At 68.3% G+C, this 14467-nt stretch carries 13 protein-coding genes; 4 read left to right on the plus strand and 9 right to left on the minus strand.

Annotation, left to right across the window (positions count from 1 at the left end):
- The first annotated feature begins 30 nt into the window (after window positions 1-30).
- The gene (locus RWO82_RS05945) at window positions 31-2475 is read left to right on the plus strand and encodes a DNA topoisomerase IV subunit A (RefSeq protein WP_314424655.1); all 2445 of its coding nucleotides are present in this window, start codon (window positions 31-33) and stop codon (window positions 2473-2475) included.
- Window positions 2476-2505: 30 nt separating this feature from the next.
- On the opposite strand, the gene RWO82_RS05950 is transcribed toward RWO82_RS05945, so the two are convergent.
- Genes RWO82_RS05950 through RWO82_RS05965 form a run of 4 tightly spaced genes read right to left on the minus strand, consistent with a single transcriptional unit; the run spans window position 2506 to window position 6509 of the window.
- Complete coding sequence (locus RWO82_RS05950) at window positions 2506-3438, minus strand: 3-oxoacyl-[acyl-carrier-protein] synthase III C-terminal domain-containing protein (RefSeq protein WP_314424657.1); 933 nt, start codon at window positions 3436-3438, stop codon at window positions 2506-2508.
- Entirely contained in the window at window positions 3425-4726 is a 1302-nt protein-coding gene (locus RWO82_RS05955) for a F390 synthetase-related protein (protein WP_314424660.1), read from the minus strand. Before RWO82_RS05955 ends, RWO82_RS05950 begins: the two co-directional genes overlap by 14 nt.
- Window positions 4726-5520: an MBL fold metallo-hydrolase gene (locus RWO82_RS05960; RefSeq protein WP_314424663.1), complete on the minus strand. Its 795-nt coding sequence runs from the start codon at window positions 5518-5520 to the stop codon at window positions 4726-4728. Before RWO82_RS05960 ends, RWO82_RS05955 begins: the two co-directional genes overlap by 1 nt.
- The gene (locus tag RWO82_RS05965) at window positions 5520-6509 is read right to left on the minus strand and encodes an NAD-dependent epimerase/dehydratase family protein (RefSeq protein ID WP_314424666.1); all 990 of its coding nucleotides are present in this window, start codon (window positions 6507-6509) and stop codon (window positions 5520-5522) included. The genes RWO82_RS05960 and RWO82_RS05965 overlap by 1 nt, the downstream gene beginning before the upstream one ends.
- A gap of 32 nt (window positions 6510-6541) precedes the next feature.
- Here RWO82_RS05965 and RWO82_RS05970 point away from each other — a divergent pair, with 32 nt between their 5' ends.
- Window positions 6542-7753, plus strand: coding sequence for a glycosyltransferase (locus tag RWO82_RS05970; RefSeq protein ID WP_314424669.1), 1212 nt, complete (start codon window positions 6542-6544; stop codon window positions 7751-7753).
- Between the two features lie 7 nt (window positions 7754-7760).
- On the opposite strand, the gene RWO82_RS05975 is transcribed toward RWO82_RS05970, so the two are convergent.
- A complete protein-coding gene (locus RWO82_RS05975; protein ID WP_399540722.1) occupies window positions 7761-9863 on the minus strand; it encodes a type IIA DNA topoisomerase subunit B in 2103 nt (700 codons plus the stop codon).
- Between the two features lie 182 nt (window positions 9864-10045).
- On the opposite strand from RWO82_RS05975, the gene RWO82_RS05980 reads away from it, so the two are divergent.
- Window positions 10046-10258 (plus strand): hypothetical protein, encoded by a 213-nt coding sequence (locus RWO82_RS05980; protein WP_314424671.1) that lies wholly within the window; start codon window positions 10046-10048, stop codon window positions 10256-10258.
- 91 nt (window positions 10259-10349) lie between these two features.
- Here RWO82_RS05980 and RWO82_RS05985 read toward each other — a convergent pair whose 3' ends face one another.
- Together RWO82_RS05985 and RWO82_RS05990 are read right to left on the minus strand one after the other, a co-directional pair.
- A complete protein-coding gene (locus RWO82_RS05985) occupies window positions 10350-11390 on the minus strand; it encodes an alanine racemase (protein ID WP_314424672.1) in 1041 nt (346 codons plus the stop codon).
- Window positions 11387-12091, minus strand: a complete 705-nt coding sequence (locus RWO82_RS05990; protein ID WP_314424673.1) for an alanine racemase C-terminal domain-containing protein — start codon at window positions 12089-12091, stop codon at window positions 11387-11389. Before RWO82_RS05990 ends, RWO82_RS05985 begins: the two co-directional genes overlap by 4 nt.
- A gap of 81 nt (window positions 12092-12172) precedes the next feature.
- Here RWO82_RS05990 and RWO82_RS05995 point away from each other — a divergent pair, with 81 nt between their 5' ends.
- Window positions 12173-13189: a sugar-transfer associated ATP-grasp domain-containing protein gene (locus RWO82_RS05995; RefSeq protein WP_314424674.1), complete on the plus strand. Its 1017-nt coding sequence runs from the start codon at window positions 12173-12175 to the stop codon at window positions 13187-13189.
- A gap of 79 nt (window positions 13190-13268) precedes the next feature.
- On the opposite strand, the gene RWO82_RS06000 is transcribed toward RWO82_RS05995, so the two are convergent.
- Together RWO82_RS06000 and RWO82_RS06005 are read right to left on the minus strand one after the other, a co-directional pair.
- Entirely contained in the window at window positions 13269-13961 is a 693-nt protein-coding gene (locus RWO82_RS06000) for a coenzyme F420-0:L-glutamate ligase (protein WP_314424677.1), read from the minus strand.
- On the minus strand, window positions 13961-14467 hold a 507-nt coding region (locus RWO82_RS06005; protein WP_314424680.1), incomplete at its 5' end, for a sigma-70 family RNA polymerase sigma factor. The genes RWO82_RS06005 and RWO82_RS06000, both read right to left, overlap by 1 nt.

Below are 14467 nucleotides of genomic sequence, written 5' to 3' on the forward strand. Positions count from 1 at the left end.
GTTCTCAGCCTCGCACCATTCAGGATGGCCATGCCGAAGACCCCGCCGCCCGAGCTCGCCCCGGAGAGAATCCAGGACATCGATCTCGAGAGCGAGATGCAGGGCTCGTTCCTCGAATACGCGTACTCGGTCATCTACTCTCGCGCGCTGCCGGACGCGCGCGACGGCCTGAAGCCCGTCCAGCGACGCATCCTGTATCAGATGGCGGAGATGGGCCTGCGGCCCGACCGCGGCCATGTGAAGAGCGCACGCGTCGTCGGCGAGGTGATGGGAAAGCTGCATCCTCACGGCGATTCCGCGATCTACGACGCGCTGGTCCGCCTGGCGCAGGACTTCGCGCTGCGCGTTCCTCTGGTCGACGGGCACGGGAACTTCGGATCCCTCGATGACGGCCCCGCGGCCGCCCGGTACACCGAAGCGAGGCTCGCGTCGCCCGCCATGGCGCTGACCGAGAACCTCGACGAGGATGTCGTCGACTTCATCCCGAACTACGACGGCCAGTTCCAGCAGCCGGCGGTCCTGCCCGCCGCCTTCCCGAATCTCCTGGTCAACGGCGCGAGCGGCATCGCCGTGGGCATGGCGACCAACATGGCGCCGCACAACCTGATCGAGGTCGTCGCGGCGGCGACGCACCTGCTCGAGAATCCCGATGCGACCACCGAGGAGCTCATGGAGTTCGTCCCGGGGCCGGACTTCCCCTCGGGCGGAATCCTCATGGGGCTCGACGGCGTCAGGGATGCCTACGCGAACGGCCGCGGCGCGCTGAAGGTGCGCGGCAAGGTGTCGATCGAATCCCTCGGACCTCGCCGCACCGGCATCGTCGTCTCCGAGCTGCCGTACATGGTCGGGCCCGAGCGTCTCATCGAGAAGATCCGAGATGCTGTGCAGTCCAAGAAGCTGCAGGGCATCAGCGACGTCACCGACCTCACCGACCGCAACCACGGGCTGCGGGTCGCGATCGGGATCAAGACCGGCTTCGACGCGAACGCGGTGCTGGAGCAGCTGTACCGTCTGACGCCGCTCGAGGACTCGTTCAGCATCAACAACGTCGCTCTCGTCGACGGGCAGCCGCGCACGCTCGGCCTCAAGGAGATGCTGAGCGTCTATGTCGCGCATCGGCTCGAAGTGATCACCCGCCGCAGCCGGTACCGTCTCGCCCGCCGCGAGGAGCGGCTGCACCTCGTCGAAGGTCTGCTGATCGCGATCCTCGACATCGACGAGGTCATCCAGGTCATCCGGTCCTCGGACGACTCGGAGCAGGCGCGCACGCGGCTGCGCTCGGTCTTCGACCTCAGCGAACTGCAGGCCGAATACATCCTCGAACTCCGACTGCGCCGGCTCACGAAGTTCTCGCGCATCGAACTCGAATCCGAGCGGGATGCCCTGTTGGCCGACATCGCGGCCCTGCGTGAACTGCTGGCGAGCGATGTCCTGTTGCGCGCGGCCGTCGCCACAGAGCTGGACGCGGCGGCAGATGCCTACGGCACACCGAGACGTACCCTCCTCATGAACGCGGCGCCTGCGAAGCCGCGCGCCGCCAAGGGCGCCGCCGCCGATCTGCAGATCGCCGATGCGCCGACGGTCATCGCGCTGTCCACGACGGGCCGCGCGGTGCGCGTCGATCTCGCGGAAGGTCAGGAGCTCGCGGTTCCGGCTCGCAGGAGCAAGCACGACGCGATCCTGACGACCGTCTCGACCACGGTGCGCGGGGACATCGGAGCACTGACGACCGAGGGCCGCGTGCTGAGATTCACGCCGGTCGACCTCCCCTCGGTGCCCTCATCGTCGGTGCAGCTCGCCGCCGGCACGCCGCTGCGCGACTACCTCGGCATCACGACACGAGGCGAGCGGATACTCGAGTTCATCCGGTTCGACAGCGACACACCGATCGCGCTGGGCACGGCGCAGGGCACGGTCAAGCGCATCGTCCCCTCGACGCTCCCGGTGCGTCCCGACATCGAGGTCATCGGCATGAAGCCGGGCGACTCGGTCGTCGGCGCCGCCGAGGCTCCAGACGACGCCGACCTCGTGTTCGTGACGACGGATGCGCAGCTGCTGCGCTTCTCCGCGTCGGCCGTGCGTCCCCAGGGCGCTCCTGCGGGCGGCATGGCGGGCGTGAAGCTCGGCGCCGGGGCGACTGTGCTGTTCTTCGGCGCCGTGGCACCCGAGGCCGACGCGGTGGTCGCGACCGTCTCCGGAGCCGACAGCAGCCTGCCGGGAACGGATCCCGGTCGCGCCAAGGTGTCATCGTTCACCGAGTACCCGTCCAAGGGCCGCGCGACCGGCGGCGTGCGCGCGCATGCCTTCCTGAAGGGCGAGGACCGCCTCATGGTCGCGTGGGTCGGACCGAACCCCGCTCAGGCGGTCGATCCGACCGGTGCCGTGCGCAAGCTTCCGGAAGCGGGCGCGCGACGCGACGCATCAGGGCAGCCGATCGACGGCGTGATCGGCAGCATCGGACGAACCCTGGTCTGAGCGCGCCGATCCGTTCGGGAGTGACGGGGCTCAGAGCCGGAGCGCGAGGATGTTCGCGGTGAGCCCTGCCGCGGTACCGCAGAGGATCACGACGTCGCCGCGGTGCACACGACCGCTGTCGAGGGCCCGTGCGAGCATGAACGGCACGGAGGCGGAGACCATGTTGCCGAAGGCGCTGACCTCGTCGACGCGCCGGTCGGCGGGGATGCCGAGGCGATCCAGCATGGGACCGAGCGCCGCGGATGCCTGGTGGGGCACCCACAGCGCGACGTCGTCGTGGACGATGCCCGTCCTGCGATGGAACTCGTCGAAGAATGCCGGAAGCACGCGCATCATTCCGAGCAGCGCCCTGCGCCCGTCCATGTCGAAGAGATAATCGCGCGGGTCGCTGCGGTCGTACAGCTGCGCGGGCGACCTCGAGAGCCCTCCCCTGATCTCCGTGTCGTGCGCGTAGGCCGGCCAGGTGCGCTGGGCGGTCGCGATCACGCCGCGGTCGGACGAGTCCGATCGTCGAAGCACGAACGCCGCGCCGGCATCGCTGAACAGCTCGAAGCTCTCACGCTGAGCCGGGTCGAGGAAGCGACTGCCGACATCGCCCGCGAACACGAGGATCGTCTCGTAGTCGCCGTCCTCGAGGTAGCGCGACGCCACGTCGAGCGCCGTGATGAAGCTCGTGCAGGTCGAGTTCACGTCGAACGCCGCCGCGTGCCCTGCGAGCGTCAACCTCTCGAGCACCAGGGCCGCGGTGCACGGGATCGGCTGGACTCCGGCGGCCGCGGCCCCGAGCACGAGGTCCACGTCTTCGGCAGCGACGCCGGCATGCTCGAGCGCACGTTCGCACGCCCGGGTCAACATGTCGAGGTGCGACACCTCATCCTCGATCCGGTATCTCACCTCCTCGCCGAAGCGCACGGTCCGCGCGGGCAACGACGTTCCCCATCCCGCGATCTCACAGGCCTTCATGATCTCCGGTCCCCCATTCCCTCATGACGCGCCGCAGCTTGACCGAGCCGTCGTGCACATAGTCGACGAAGACGAGGGCAGGAGGCTCGCACCGCAGTCGGTCAGCCAGCGCCGCGATCTCCTCCGTGACGCGCCGCCGGGATCGATCATCGACCGTGTCGAGAGCGATCTGCACCAGCGACTCCGCGATCTGCGTGACGCGGTACTCGTCGAATCCGTCGGCGTGGATCATCGCACGCCCGATGAGGTCCGCGAACACCGGCACGCGGCGGCCGTCGAGTCCGCGGAAGACGAGCGTGTCGCCCTCTCGCCCCTCGATCCTCTCGATCGCGGTGAGTGCACTGCCGCAAGAGCACGGCCGTCCTCGTTCGCGCAGGACGTCGCCCAGACGGTAGCGCACGATCGGCTGGGCGCGGCGCCGCAGATCCGTCACGATGGGTGTGAATCGCTCGGCGTCCAGATGCTCCCGCTCCACGAGGATGTTGTCCTCGTTGAGATGGATCACGCCGTGGTCGCACGTGTGCGCGAGGAACCCCTCCGTGCACTGGTAGAGCTGGTGGATCGTCGACTGTCCGAGTGACGCTCTGATGCGGCGCTCATCCGACAGTTCGAGGACCTCCGCGACCGAGTACACCTTCTGCGGCACCGCGTCGAAGGTGCCCGCGTCCGCTGCGCGCGCGATGGTGCGCAGTACCGACGGTGGCGCGACGAGGATGGTCGGGCGGTACTCCTGCAGGCGGGCGACGTTCTCGCGCATGTCGTCGTAGACGTCGAAGTACCGGAACGAGACCGCCTTCGACCCGACCGACTCGTAGAGCGTGTTGTCCGCCCGGAGGAAGAGCGCGATCCGGTGCCCGAACAGCCTCCCGCGCGGCAGGGTGCGCGCGAGCACCGTTCCCACCCACGCATCGCGCTCCGCGCCGCTGACGACGAACAGTCCTCGGTGACCGCTGGTGCCGCTCGAGAGCCCGACGGAGTGCGACCCGAGATCGAGGTCGAACTCTCTCGCGCGCTCGTTCGCGAGCGCGAGCGCGAGTGCGTCGTCTTTGCGGACCCCGACCGTGTTGATCTCGTCGAAACGACTCATCATGATGCGCTTGTCCATGACCGGCAGCTCCGTGAAGGATGCGGTCGCCAGCAGCGCCCGGAAGTACGGGGACCGTCGGGCGAGGAACCTCACATGCACCGCGAGCAGCCGTTGCTGGCGGCGCACCACCGAGCGTCGCGTGCGCAGCGGACGGAACCACCGCACCATCGCGAACTCCCGCACGATCCGCAGCGCGCCCATCAGCCCAGCAGCTCCGTCGATGCGAGGGGATCGTGGCTGCAGACCACCCGGATGCCGGCCCCTGCGAGATGCGTCAGCACGGTGGAGGTGGCCATGTACCGACCCGCGTCATGCTGGATCGCCAGGGGAAGCCACCGCATCCGTGACGACGCGTCGATCAGGTCATGCCCCCATGCCGCGTCCCCGGCCAGCAGCACACGGGACTCGACCAGCGCGCCCACGTGCCCGTCCGCGTGTCCGGGCAGATCGACGATGAGGTACGAGCCGTCGCCGAGCAGGTCGTGAGCGCGGAGTTCCACGCCGTCGACGGTCGTGCTCTGGAACGCGTCGTCGTGCAGCACGACCCGCTCGGCTCGCGCGAACCACTCGGGCAACAGCCCCGGCAGCACCCCGGTGCGCACGCGGGGCGCACGCAGCGTCCGCTCGTGCCCTTCGCTGAGCACGAACGTCGCCTCGGGAAAACGCCGCACTCCCCCGACGTGATCGGGATGCAGATGCGACAGGACGACGTGCGTCACCGATGCCGGATCGACGCCGTCCGCGGTGAGGCGCGCAGCGACGTCCTCGACGGCCGCGACGTTCGGGGGCAGCAGCCGACGGTACACGCGACCCCGCCACCCGGTGTGCCAGGGGGCCGTGGCGTATCCCGTGTCGAACAGCACCCGTCGTCCGTCGTCGGCGTCGTAGAGGAACACACCCGCCGGGAACTCGCGCCGCCCGGCGGCCATTCCGCGGAACACCGCGCCGAGCTCGTGAGACGTGCTGCCGCAGACGTAGTGACGCAGACGCCCCATCAGGCAGTCGCCCTCAGGTGCGCGGCGACCCTGGAGAGCGCATCGTCGAGGAGGACCTCCGGACGGTAGCCGAGCTCCGTCGTGGCGCGCGTGATGTCGAGCGTCTGCGAGAACGCGATCGTGCTCAGCGTGTATCGCGTGAGGGGCGGCTCCGGCCGATTCGGCAGAACGGCGCAGATCCCTTCCAGCGCCGACGCGAGCGCCCACGCGACTCGTCGATCCATCGGGCGGAACCGGGGCTCTTCACCCATCAGTGCGAGGAGTGTCGTCAGCAGGTCCCGGAAACGCCGCGGATCGCCGTTCGTGATGTTGTACACGCCCCCCGCGGCGTCCCCCCGCGTCAGGGCGAGCCGAAGAGCCGTGGCGACGTTCTCCACCGCGGTGACGTCGATGAGATTCTCTCCGCCGCCGAACAGCGGTACCCCGATCCTGGCGTGCACGTCCAGCAGTCGCGGGACCAGACTCGGGTCGCCCACTCCGATGAGGCCACGGGGTCGCACGACCACCAATTCGCCGATCTCCCCGGCCTCGAGTCCCTCCTGAAGCACGCCCTCCGCCGCAATCTTCGAGCGGATGTACCCGTTCATGCGGTTGTCCCGGTCGACGTCACCCTCTCTGATGCCGATGCGATCCCGTCTCGCCGCGTAGACGCTCGGCGACGACACGTAGACGATGCGTCTCACGCCGTTGCGTCGAGCGAACTCGACGACGTGGCGGGTGCCCGCGACGTTCGTCTCGTGGAAGTCCTTCCACGCGCCCCAGGGCGTCGAGAGCGCGGCGCAGTGGATGACCGCATCGACCTCCAGGTCGCGCTCTCGCAGCGAGGCGAGATCGCCGAGCACCCGGTGCGCGTCATCGGCGACCCGGGCGAGGGCGACCGCGTCGCGCCCCGCGGCGAACACCTCGTGCCCGTGCCGGCGCAGCTCGGACACGACGTAGCCGCCGAGGAACCCGCTCGCCCCCGTCACCAGCACAGGGGCTCCGGACATGCACCTCACGATAGCCGCCCTATTGTGGTCGAGTGCGCATCGCCATGGTCACCGACTACTACCTGCCGACCCTCGGAGGCGTGCAGACCGTCATCAAGGCGCACCGAGAGGCCCTCGAGCGCGACGGTCACGAGGTGTTCGTGTTCGCTCCGCTGGCCGGGCCGAGCAGCGATCCGCACGTCGTGCGCCTGCCCACAGCCCGTGGCTTCGCGCCCGACGGCTATCCCTTCACGTGGACCCCTGCCGCCGCGGCCGAGGCTCTCGGCGCGGGACTGCGCACGCACGGGATAGAGGTGGTCCACGTGCACACCGAGATGTTCGCAGCACTCGCGGGCTTCCAAGCCGCTCGTGCACAGGGCGTGCCCGTGGTGCAGACCATGCACGGCCGCATCGACGTCTACACACGGTCCGTGCTGCCGATGCCGTCGGTCACGACCGCTGTGCTCGCCGCGATGCACCGGCGCCGCCTGAGCCACGAGTCCGGTCTCCACACGCAGGCGCCCTATGTCGCCACCCGGACGGCGAGACGGATGTGGACGCTGATGGTGAGCCAGGCGAACCATGCCGATCACGTGATCGTGCCGTCTCAGCATTTCGCGACCAAGCTCCTCGACCAGGGGGTGCGGACGCGCCTCAGCGTGCTGTCGAACGGTCTGGAGGACTCGGTGCTGGCCGAGATCGGCACACCCTCGCCGAGGATCGTCGATCCGCAGGAGCCGCTGCGGGTCGTGTGGTGCGGCCGCCTGTCGCCCGAGAAGCGTCCCGAGGTGTTCCACGACGCCGTCGCACAGGTGCCGGGGATCCGCGCCGAGATGTTCGGCGACGGCGTGGCGAGGAAGAGCGTGACCGCGGCCGCGGCCGCACTGCCCGACGGACGCCTCACCGTGCACGGCGGAGTCACCCAGTCGCGGGTGCTGGAAGCGATGCGAGATGCACACGTGCTCGTCTCGACCTCGCTCGACTTCGACAACCAGCCGATGGTGATCCTCGAGGCCATCGCCGCGGGCCTCCCCGTCGTCGTCACCGACCCCGAGCTGGCAGGACTGCTGCCGCAGGGCGCCGGGACGGTCACGACGACTCCGGATGCGGACGCGCTCGCCCGTGCGCTGCGCGATCTGATCCGCGACCCCGAGAGGGTCACGCAGATGAGCGCGGCCTCGATAGCCGCCCGCGCTGACATCGCCCAGAGCACCCACCTCGAAGCGCTGCTCGATGTCTACCGCTCAGTCCTGAACGCGTCGTGACACCGGGTCAGGCGTCGATGGCCTCGCGCGACAGCCGGTCGGAGGACTCGATGATGAACTCGCGTCGGGGGGCGACCTCGTTGCCCATCAGCAGCTCGAAGACACGCCCCGCGGCCTCGGCATCCTCCATGCGCACCCGACGGAGCAGGCGCCCGCCGCGATCCATGGTGGTGGTCGCGAGCTGTTCGGCATCCATCTCGCCGAGTCCCTTGTAGCGCTGGATGGGCTCGTGCCACTTCTTGCCGGCCTTGCGCAGCTTCGTGAGAAGCGCGTGCATCTCCTGCTCGCTGTAGGTGTAGATCGTCTCGTTCGGCTTGGATCCCGGGTTCATCACGATCACGCGGTGCAGCGGCGGAACGGCGGCGAACACCCGCCCGTGCTCGATCAGCGGACGCATGTAGCGGTAGAAGAGCGTCAACAGCAGCGTGCGGATGTGCGCGCCGTCGACGTCGGCGTCGCTCATCAGGATCACCTTGCCGTAGCGCGCCGCATCGATGTCGAAGCTGCGTCCCGAGCCCGCGCCGATCACCTGGATGATCGACGCGCATTCGGCGTTGGAGAGCATGTCGCCCACCGACGCCTTCTGCACGTTGAGGATCTTGCCGCGGATGGGCAGCAGCGCCTGGAACTCGCTGTTGCGCGCGTTCTTGGCCGTGCCGAGGGCGGAGTCCCCCTCGACGATGAACAGCTCGCTGCGTTCGACCTCGTTCGTCCGGCAGTCGACCAGCTTGGTCGGAAGAGTCGAGGATTCGAGTGCGTTCTTGCGACGCTGGGTCTCCTTGTGCGCTCGGGCCGAGACACGGGCCTTCATCTCCGCCACGACCTTGTCGAGCAGCTGCGCGGCCTGGCTCTTGTCGTCGCGTCTGGTCGACGAGAACCTCGCGGCGAGATCCTTGCGCAGGACCTGCGCGACGATCTGGCGCACAGCAGGTGTGCCGAGCACCTCCTTGGTCTGTCCCTCGAACTGCGGTTCGGGCAGGTTCACGGTGAGCACGGCGGTGAGGCCCGCGAGCACATCGTCCTTCTCGAGCTTGTCGTTGCTGCCGACCTTCAGTCGGCGGGCGTTCTGATCGACCTGGGCACGCAGCACCTTGAGGAGCTCCTGTTCGAAGCCCTGGTTGTGCGTGCCGCCCTTCGGCGTGGCGATGATGTTGACGAACGAGCGGGTCGTGGTGTCGTAGCCGGTTCCCCAGCGCATCGCGATGTCGACGGCGCACACCCGCTCGACCTCGGTGGCGATCATGTGGCCGTCGGCCTGCAGGACGGGAACCGTCTCCTTGAACGTGCCCTCGCCCTGGATGCGCCAGGTGTCGGTCACGGGAGCGTCGGTCGCGAGATACTCCACGAACTCCGAGATGCCTCCGTCGTAGCGGTACGAGGTCTCCGTCGGCTGTCCGTCGCCCTCGGCACCGTCGGCGGCCCGCTCATCGCGGATGACGAGTTCGAGGCCGGGAACGAGGAAGGCGGTCTGGCGGGCGCGGGTCACGAGCTCGGAGAGCTGGAACGCCGCGTCCTTCGTGAAGATCTGCTTGTCCGCCCAGTAGCGGATCCGGGTGCCGCTGGTGCCGCGGGGCGCCTTGCCGACCACACGCAGCTCGCTCTTGTCCTGGAACGGGGTGAACGGCGCATCGGGTCGCTTCTCGCCCCGATCCTCGAAGAGTCCGGGCTCACCGCGATGGAAGGACATCGCGTAGGTCTTGCCGCCCCTGTCCACCTCGACGTCGAGTCGTTCGGAGAGGGCGTTCACGACCGAGGCCCCGACACCGTGCAGTCCACCGGACGCCGCGTACGACCCTCCGCCGAACTTGCCGCCGGCGTGCAGCTTCGTGAAGACGACCTCCACCCCTGTGAGTCCGGTGCGGGGCTCGACATCGACCGGGATGCCTCGTCCCCGGTCGTGGACCTCGACGCTGCCGTCCGCGTGCAGGATCACGTCGATCTTGGATCCGTTGCCCGCCACCGCCTCGTCCACGGCGTTGTCGATGACCTCCCAGAGGCAGTGCATCAGGCCCGGCGAGCCGTTGGACCCGATGTACATACCGGGACGCTTGCGGACTGCTTCGAGCCCTTCGAGCACCTGGAGATGATGGGCGGAATACTCGGCGGTCACAATCTCCGAGTCTATTCGCGTGGGACCTCTCGAGCTCGCAGACACTCCCCATCGCACCCCAGGCGGTGCGCGGAGCGTACGCGCTGAGCGAAACACGCCGCAAACCGGGCATGACTACAGGAAGGGCGTGGTTGTATTGAACACGCCCAATCAGCGAACCCGACACTCAAGGAGGCACCGAGATGAACGCAACGACCGAACGTGAGACCTCCACTGTCGAGTTCCGCCTGACCGCCATGGATCGTTGCGATTCGTGCGGCGCTCAGGCCTACATCGCAGCCGAGGTCAACGGCTCCGAACTGCTCTTCTGCGCGCACCATGGTCGCAAGTACGAAGAGAAGCTCCGCAGCATCGCCACCAGCTGGCACGACGAGACCGCTCGCCTGATCGACTGATCACAGCGGATCGCCGAGAACGGAGCCCGACTCTTGCCGGGCTCCGTTTTTCATGTCCCCGGTGCCCGCTCGGACGCGCACCGCGGTCAGCTCATTCCACGAAGGTCCGGCGGACGCGCGGAGTGAGCCTCGTCAGGATCTCCTCGCCGACCGTGTCGATGCGCTCTGCGAGGCTCGTCGCGCTCTCTTCCCCGTGCTCTCCCGCCCCGAACAGCCAGACCGTGTCGCCGACAGCGGCGCCGGGCCAGGCTGCCACGACCGATGAGGTCGCGTTCACGCGCTTCAGCTCACGAGAACCCGCGGGTGTCCCCACCTCGGCACCGACGAGGGTCGAGGGGAGTCCGTCGAACGATCCGATCGCGATCACGGCATCCTCATCGTCCAGGCGCTCCACGGTGGCCGTCAGCTCGGCGACCGGAAGGACCCCGTCGAGCTCGGGACCGTCGGCGGAGCGGATGCCGTAACAGAACGCGCCGATGCGCGACAGGGTGCCGCGCAGTTCGGGCCGCCACCACGACGCGGCGGACGCCGTGAGGTGCATCACCTCGGGCGTCTCCCCCGACTCGCTCACGATCTGCACGGCCGCGAGGAACGCGGCCCGCGCGTCGTCGTCCTCCTCATCACTGGCCTCCGCGAGGTGGCTCCAGATGCCTATGAGATCGACGAGCCCCTCGCGCTCCGCCGCACGGACGACGGCGACCGTCGACTCCCAGTCCTCCGGGAGGATCCCGTTGCGGTGCAGCCCCGTGTCGATCTTGAGATGCACCCGCGCGCGTGTCCCGAGCTCGCTGGAGCGCGCGATGATGCGCCCGAGGTACTCGTCGCTGCCGACGCCGAGGTCGATCCCGTGCGTCAGCGCGTCATCGATCTCGGCATCGGTCGATGTCGCCCATGCGAACACGCTGCCTTCGGCGCCCAGCAGGCGCCGCACCGCGACACCGCTCCGGACGTCGTACGCCCCGAACCAGTCGACTCCCGCATCCCTCGCCGTCTCCACCGCCCAGGAGAGTCCGTGACCGTAGGCGTCGTCCTTCACGACGATCATCAGCGCCGAGGGCGAGATGCGCTCGCGCACCGCCCGGATGTTGGCGACGAGTCGATCCGTGCGCAACCTCAGCTCGGGCCTGCTCATGACTCCCACCCCCGGTCGGCGTGCGTCCCCGCGACGGTGATCAACTCCGCGACGGTGAGGCCGGTGACGGCACTCCATCGTCCGAGTGCGGTCGCGGCGGGGCCCGTCCCTCCGAAGTAGGTCGCCTCGGAGTCGACCGGTGCGTCGAGGTCGCCGAGGTCTATCACGCACACGTCCATGGCGACGCGACCGATGATGGGCGCCCCGACGCCGTCGACCTCGACCTCGGCGGAGTTCCCCAGAGCGCGGACGATCCCCTGCGCGTATCCCCCCGTGATGAGAGCCGCCGTCGTGTCCGTCGCCACGCGATGCGTATAGCCGTACGAGACGGCGTCGCCTGCGCGGAGACGCTTGGTGGAGAGGATGCGCCCGGCCAAGCGCATCACCGGGCGGGTGCGCAGCGCACCATCGCTGTCCGGAAGACCGTAGAGGAGAAGCGGATCGATGTCGGCTGTACCGTCGACCGTCGCCTCGATCCCCTCCAAGGCGAGGGTCTCCGCCTCGACAAAGGAGTCCACGAGCACGGCACTCGCGCCCGCCGCGGTGACCGCGTGTGCGACCGCGAGCACCCCATGGCCCCACGCATCGCGGCGGAGGTCCGCCACGCGACCTCCGGCGTCGACCGCGGCCGATGCGGCGGAGGCGAGCGCCGCACGAGAGATCATCGCGCGCGGGCGGGAGGAGGATGTCGTCTCACACACGTCGTCCAGCCTAGCCGGGGCGCTCCAGGTTGCCCTGAGCGAGCCCCCGTAGACTGGTGCGGTACCCGACCCAGGAGATCCATGTCACGCTTTTCCCCCGTGCCCCGCGTCCGCTATCTGCTCGCGCGCGCCCGCCGCATCGACGTCGCGTCTGTCGTGGATCGGGCCAAGGAGGCCTCCGCGCAGCACGGCAAGGCGGTGCCGCTGGTCGTCGCGGACATGCTCTGGTCGGCCGGCCGCCACAACGTCGGCTTCCAGGACTACATCGACTACGACTTCGCGATCCTCACCAAGGCGGAGCGCGACACGTACATGACGCACCCGGTGTCCAACCAGATCTCGCAGAAGTACGATCACCCCGATTTCCGACACCTGTTCCATGACAAGGCCGAGTTCAACGAACGATTCGACGCACTGCTCAAGCGCGAGTGGATGATGATCGTCGAGGGCAACGCCGACGAGCTGCGCGAGTTCACCGAACGACAGGGCACGATCGTCGTCAAGGAGACGCACGGCCAGGCCGGCACCGGTGTCCACCGGTATCACGCGGCCGACGTCACCGATTGGAACGCGTTCCACGCAGAGCTCCTCGGCAAGAACCAGGTGCTCGTGGAGGAGGTCATCCGCCAGCACGCCGATCTCGCCGCGGTGTGCCCCGGAACCGTCAACACCACGCGCGTGACCGCCTTCTTCGACGGAGAGAAGACCCACATCCTCGCGATGGCGCAGAAGTTCGGCCGGGGTGCGGTGAGCGACCAGATGAGCTTCGGCGGCTTCTACACGATGCTCGACGAGAACGGACATGCGGTGGGTGCCGGGTACGATTCGCACGGCCACGTGCACGTGACCCACCCCGATTCGGGCTTTCCCATCGCCGACTTCCAGCTGCCGATGATCGATGAGGTGAAGGCTTTCGTCGATCGTGCGGCGCGGGTCGTCCCTCAGGTGCAGTACGTCGGATGGGACATCGTCGTGACCCCGGAGGGCCCCGTTCTCGTCGAGGGCAACTGGGGTGCGGGCGTGTACGAGAACAAGCCGAGCGTCACCGGCATCCGCACCGGGCACAAGCCGCGCTACCAGGCCGCGATCGGCTTCTGATCCGCACAGCCGATGGATACGGAGAAGGCCCGGATGCTGAGCATCCGGGCCTTCTTCGATGACGTGAGCGCTCGTGGGTTCAGACCGCGCGTACGATCCCCATCGGCGTCGACTGCGTCGCCTGTCCGAGCGGATTGTCGCCGAGGATCTGCACGAGCCGGCGCTCACCCGCCTTGTCGAGAGTCGAACCGAGGATGTTGCCGCCGATGTCGTTGATGTCGACGACTGCGACATCGACGTCTGTGCCCACCATCTTCTGGATGCGCAGAGCGACCTCGCGCGGATTCTTCGGCCCGAGCACGACCGCCTCGTTGTAGGGAGGGATCGTGTTCTTGGTGGGACCGTCGATCGCACGGGCCTTGTCGCCCGCGATGCGATAGAAGTCACCGCGGCGACCGAACGCCTTCGTGATCACCGAGACACCTGCCGCGAAGAGGATCCGCAGGGTGCCGCATTCGCGCAGTGCCATCTCCATCGTCTCGGGCATGCCGAGACCGATGCCGTAGGAGGTTCGCACCACGTAACGGGAGAGGAAGCGCGCGAGCGGACGAGGCGTGATCTCGTCGAGGCGGTAGGACCGCCCCTGCGTGATCGCGACGATCTTCTCGGTGACGAACAACAGGTCGCCCGGCTGAACAGCGTCCTTCGCGTACTCGGCGATCACCGCGTCGAGGTCGTCGTCCGGCATGACCACACGCGTCTTCAGCGGAATGCGCGCGTAGTTCTTGCCGTCGACGCTGGCCTCGAGCGCCTTTCCTTCGTTCGCCTGCATCACTCGAGGTAGTCCCGCAGCGACTGCGAGCGGCTCGGGTGGCGCAGCTTCGCCATCGTCTTCGACTCGATCTGACGGATGCGCTCACGCGTCACGCCGAAGGTGTCACCGATCTGGTCCAGCGTCTTGGGCTGACCGTCGCCGAGACCGAAGCGCATGCGGATGACGCCGGCTTCGCGCTCGGACAGCGAGTCGAGCAGCTGCTCGAGCTGGCGCTGCAGCATCGTGAAGCCCACAGCGTCCGCGGGAACGACGGCCTCGGTGTCCTCGATGAGGTCACCGAACTCGCTGTCTCCGTCTTCGCCGAGGGGGGTGTGCAGCGAGATCGGCTCGCGGCCGTACTTCTGCACCTCGACGACCTTCTCGGGGGTCATGTCGAGTTCACGGCTGAGCTCTTCTGGCGTGGGTTCGCGTCCGAGATCCTGGAGCATCTGACGCTGCACGCGCGCGAGCTTGTTGATGACCTCGACCATGTGCACCGGGATGCGGATGGTGCGGGCCTGGTC

The organism is uncultured Microbacterium sp., assembly GCF_963521645.1.
Lineage (GTDB): Bacteria > Actinomycetota > Actinomycetes > Actinomycetales > Microbacteriaceae > Microbacterium.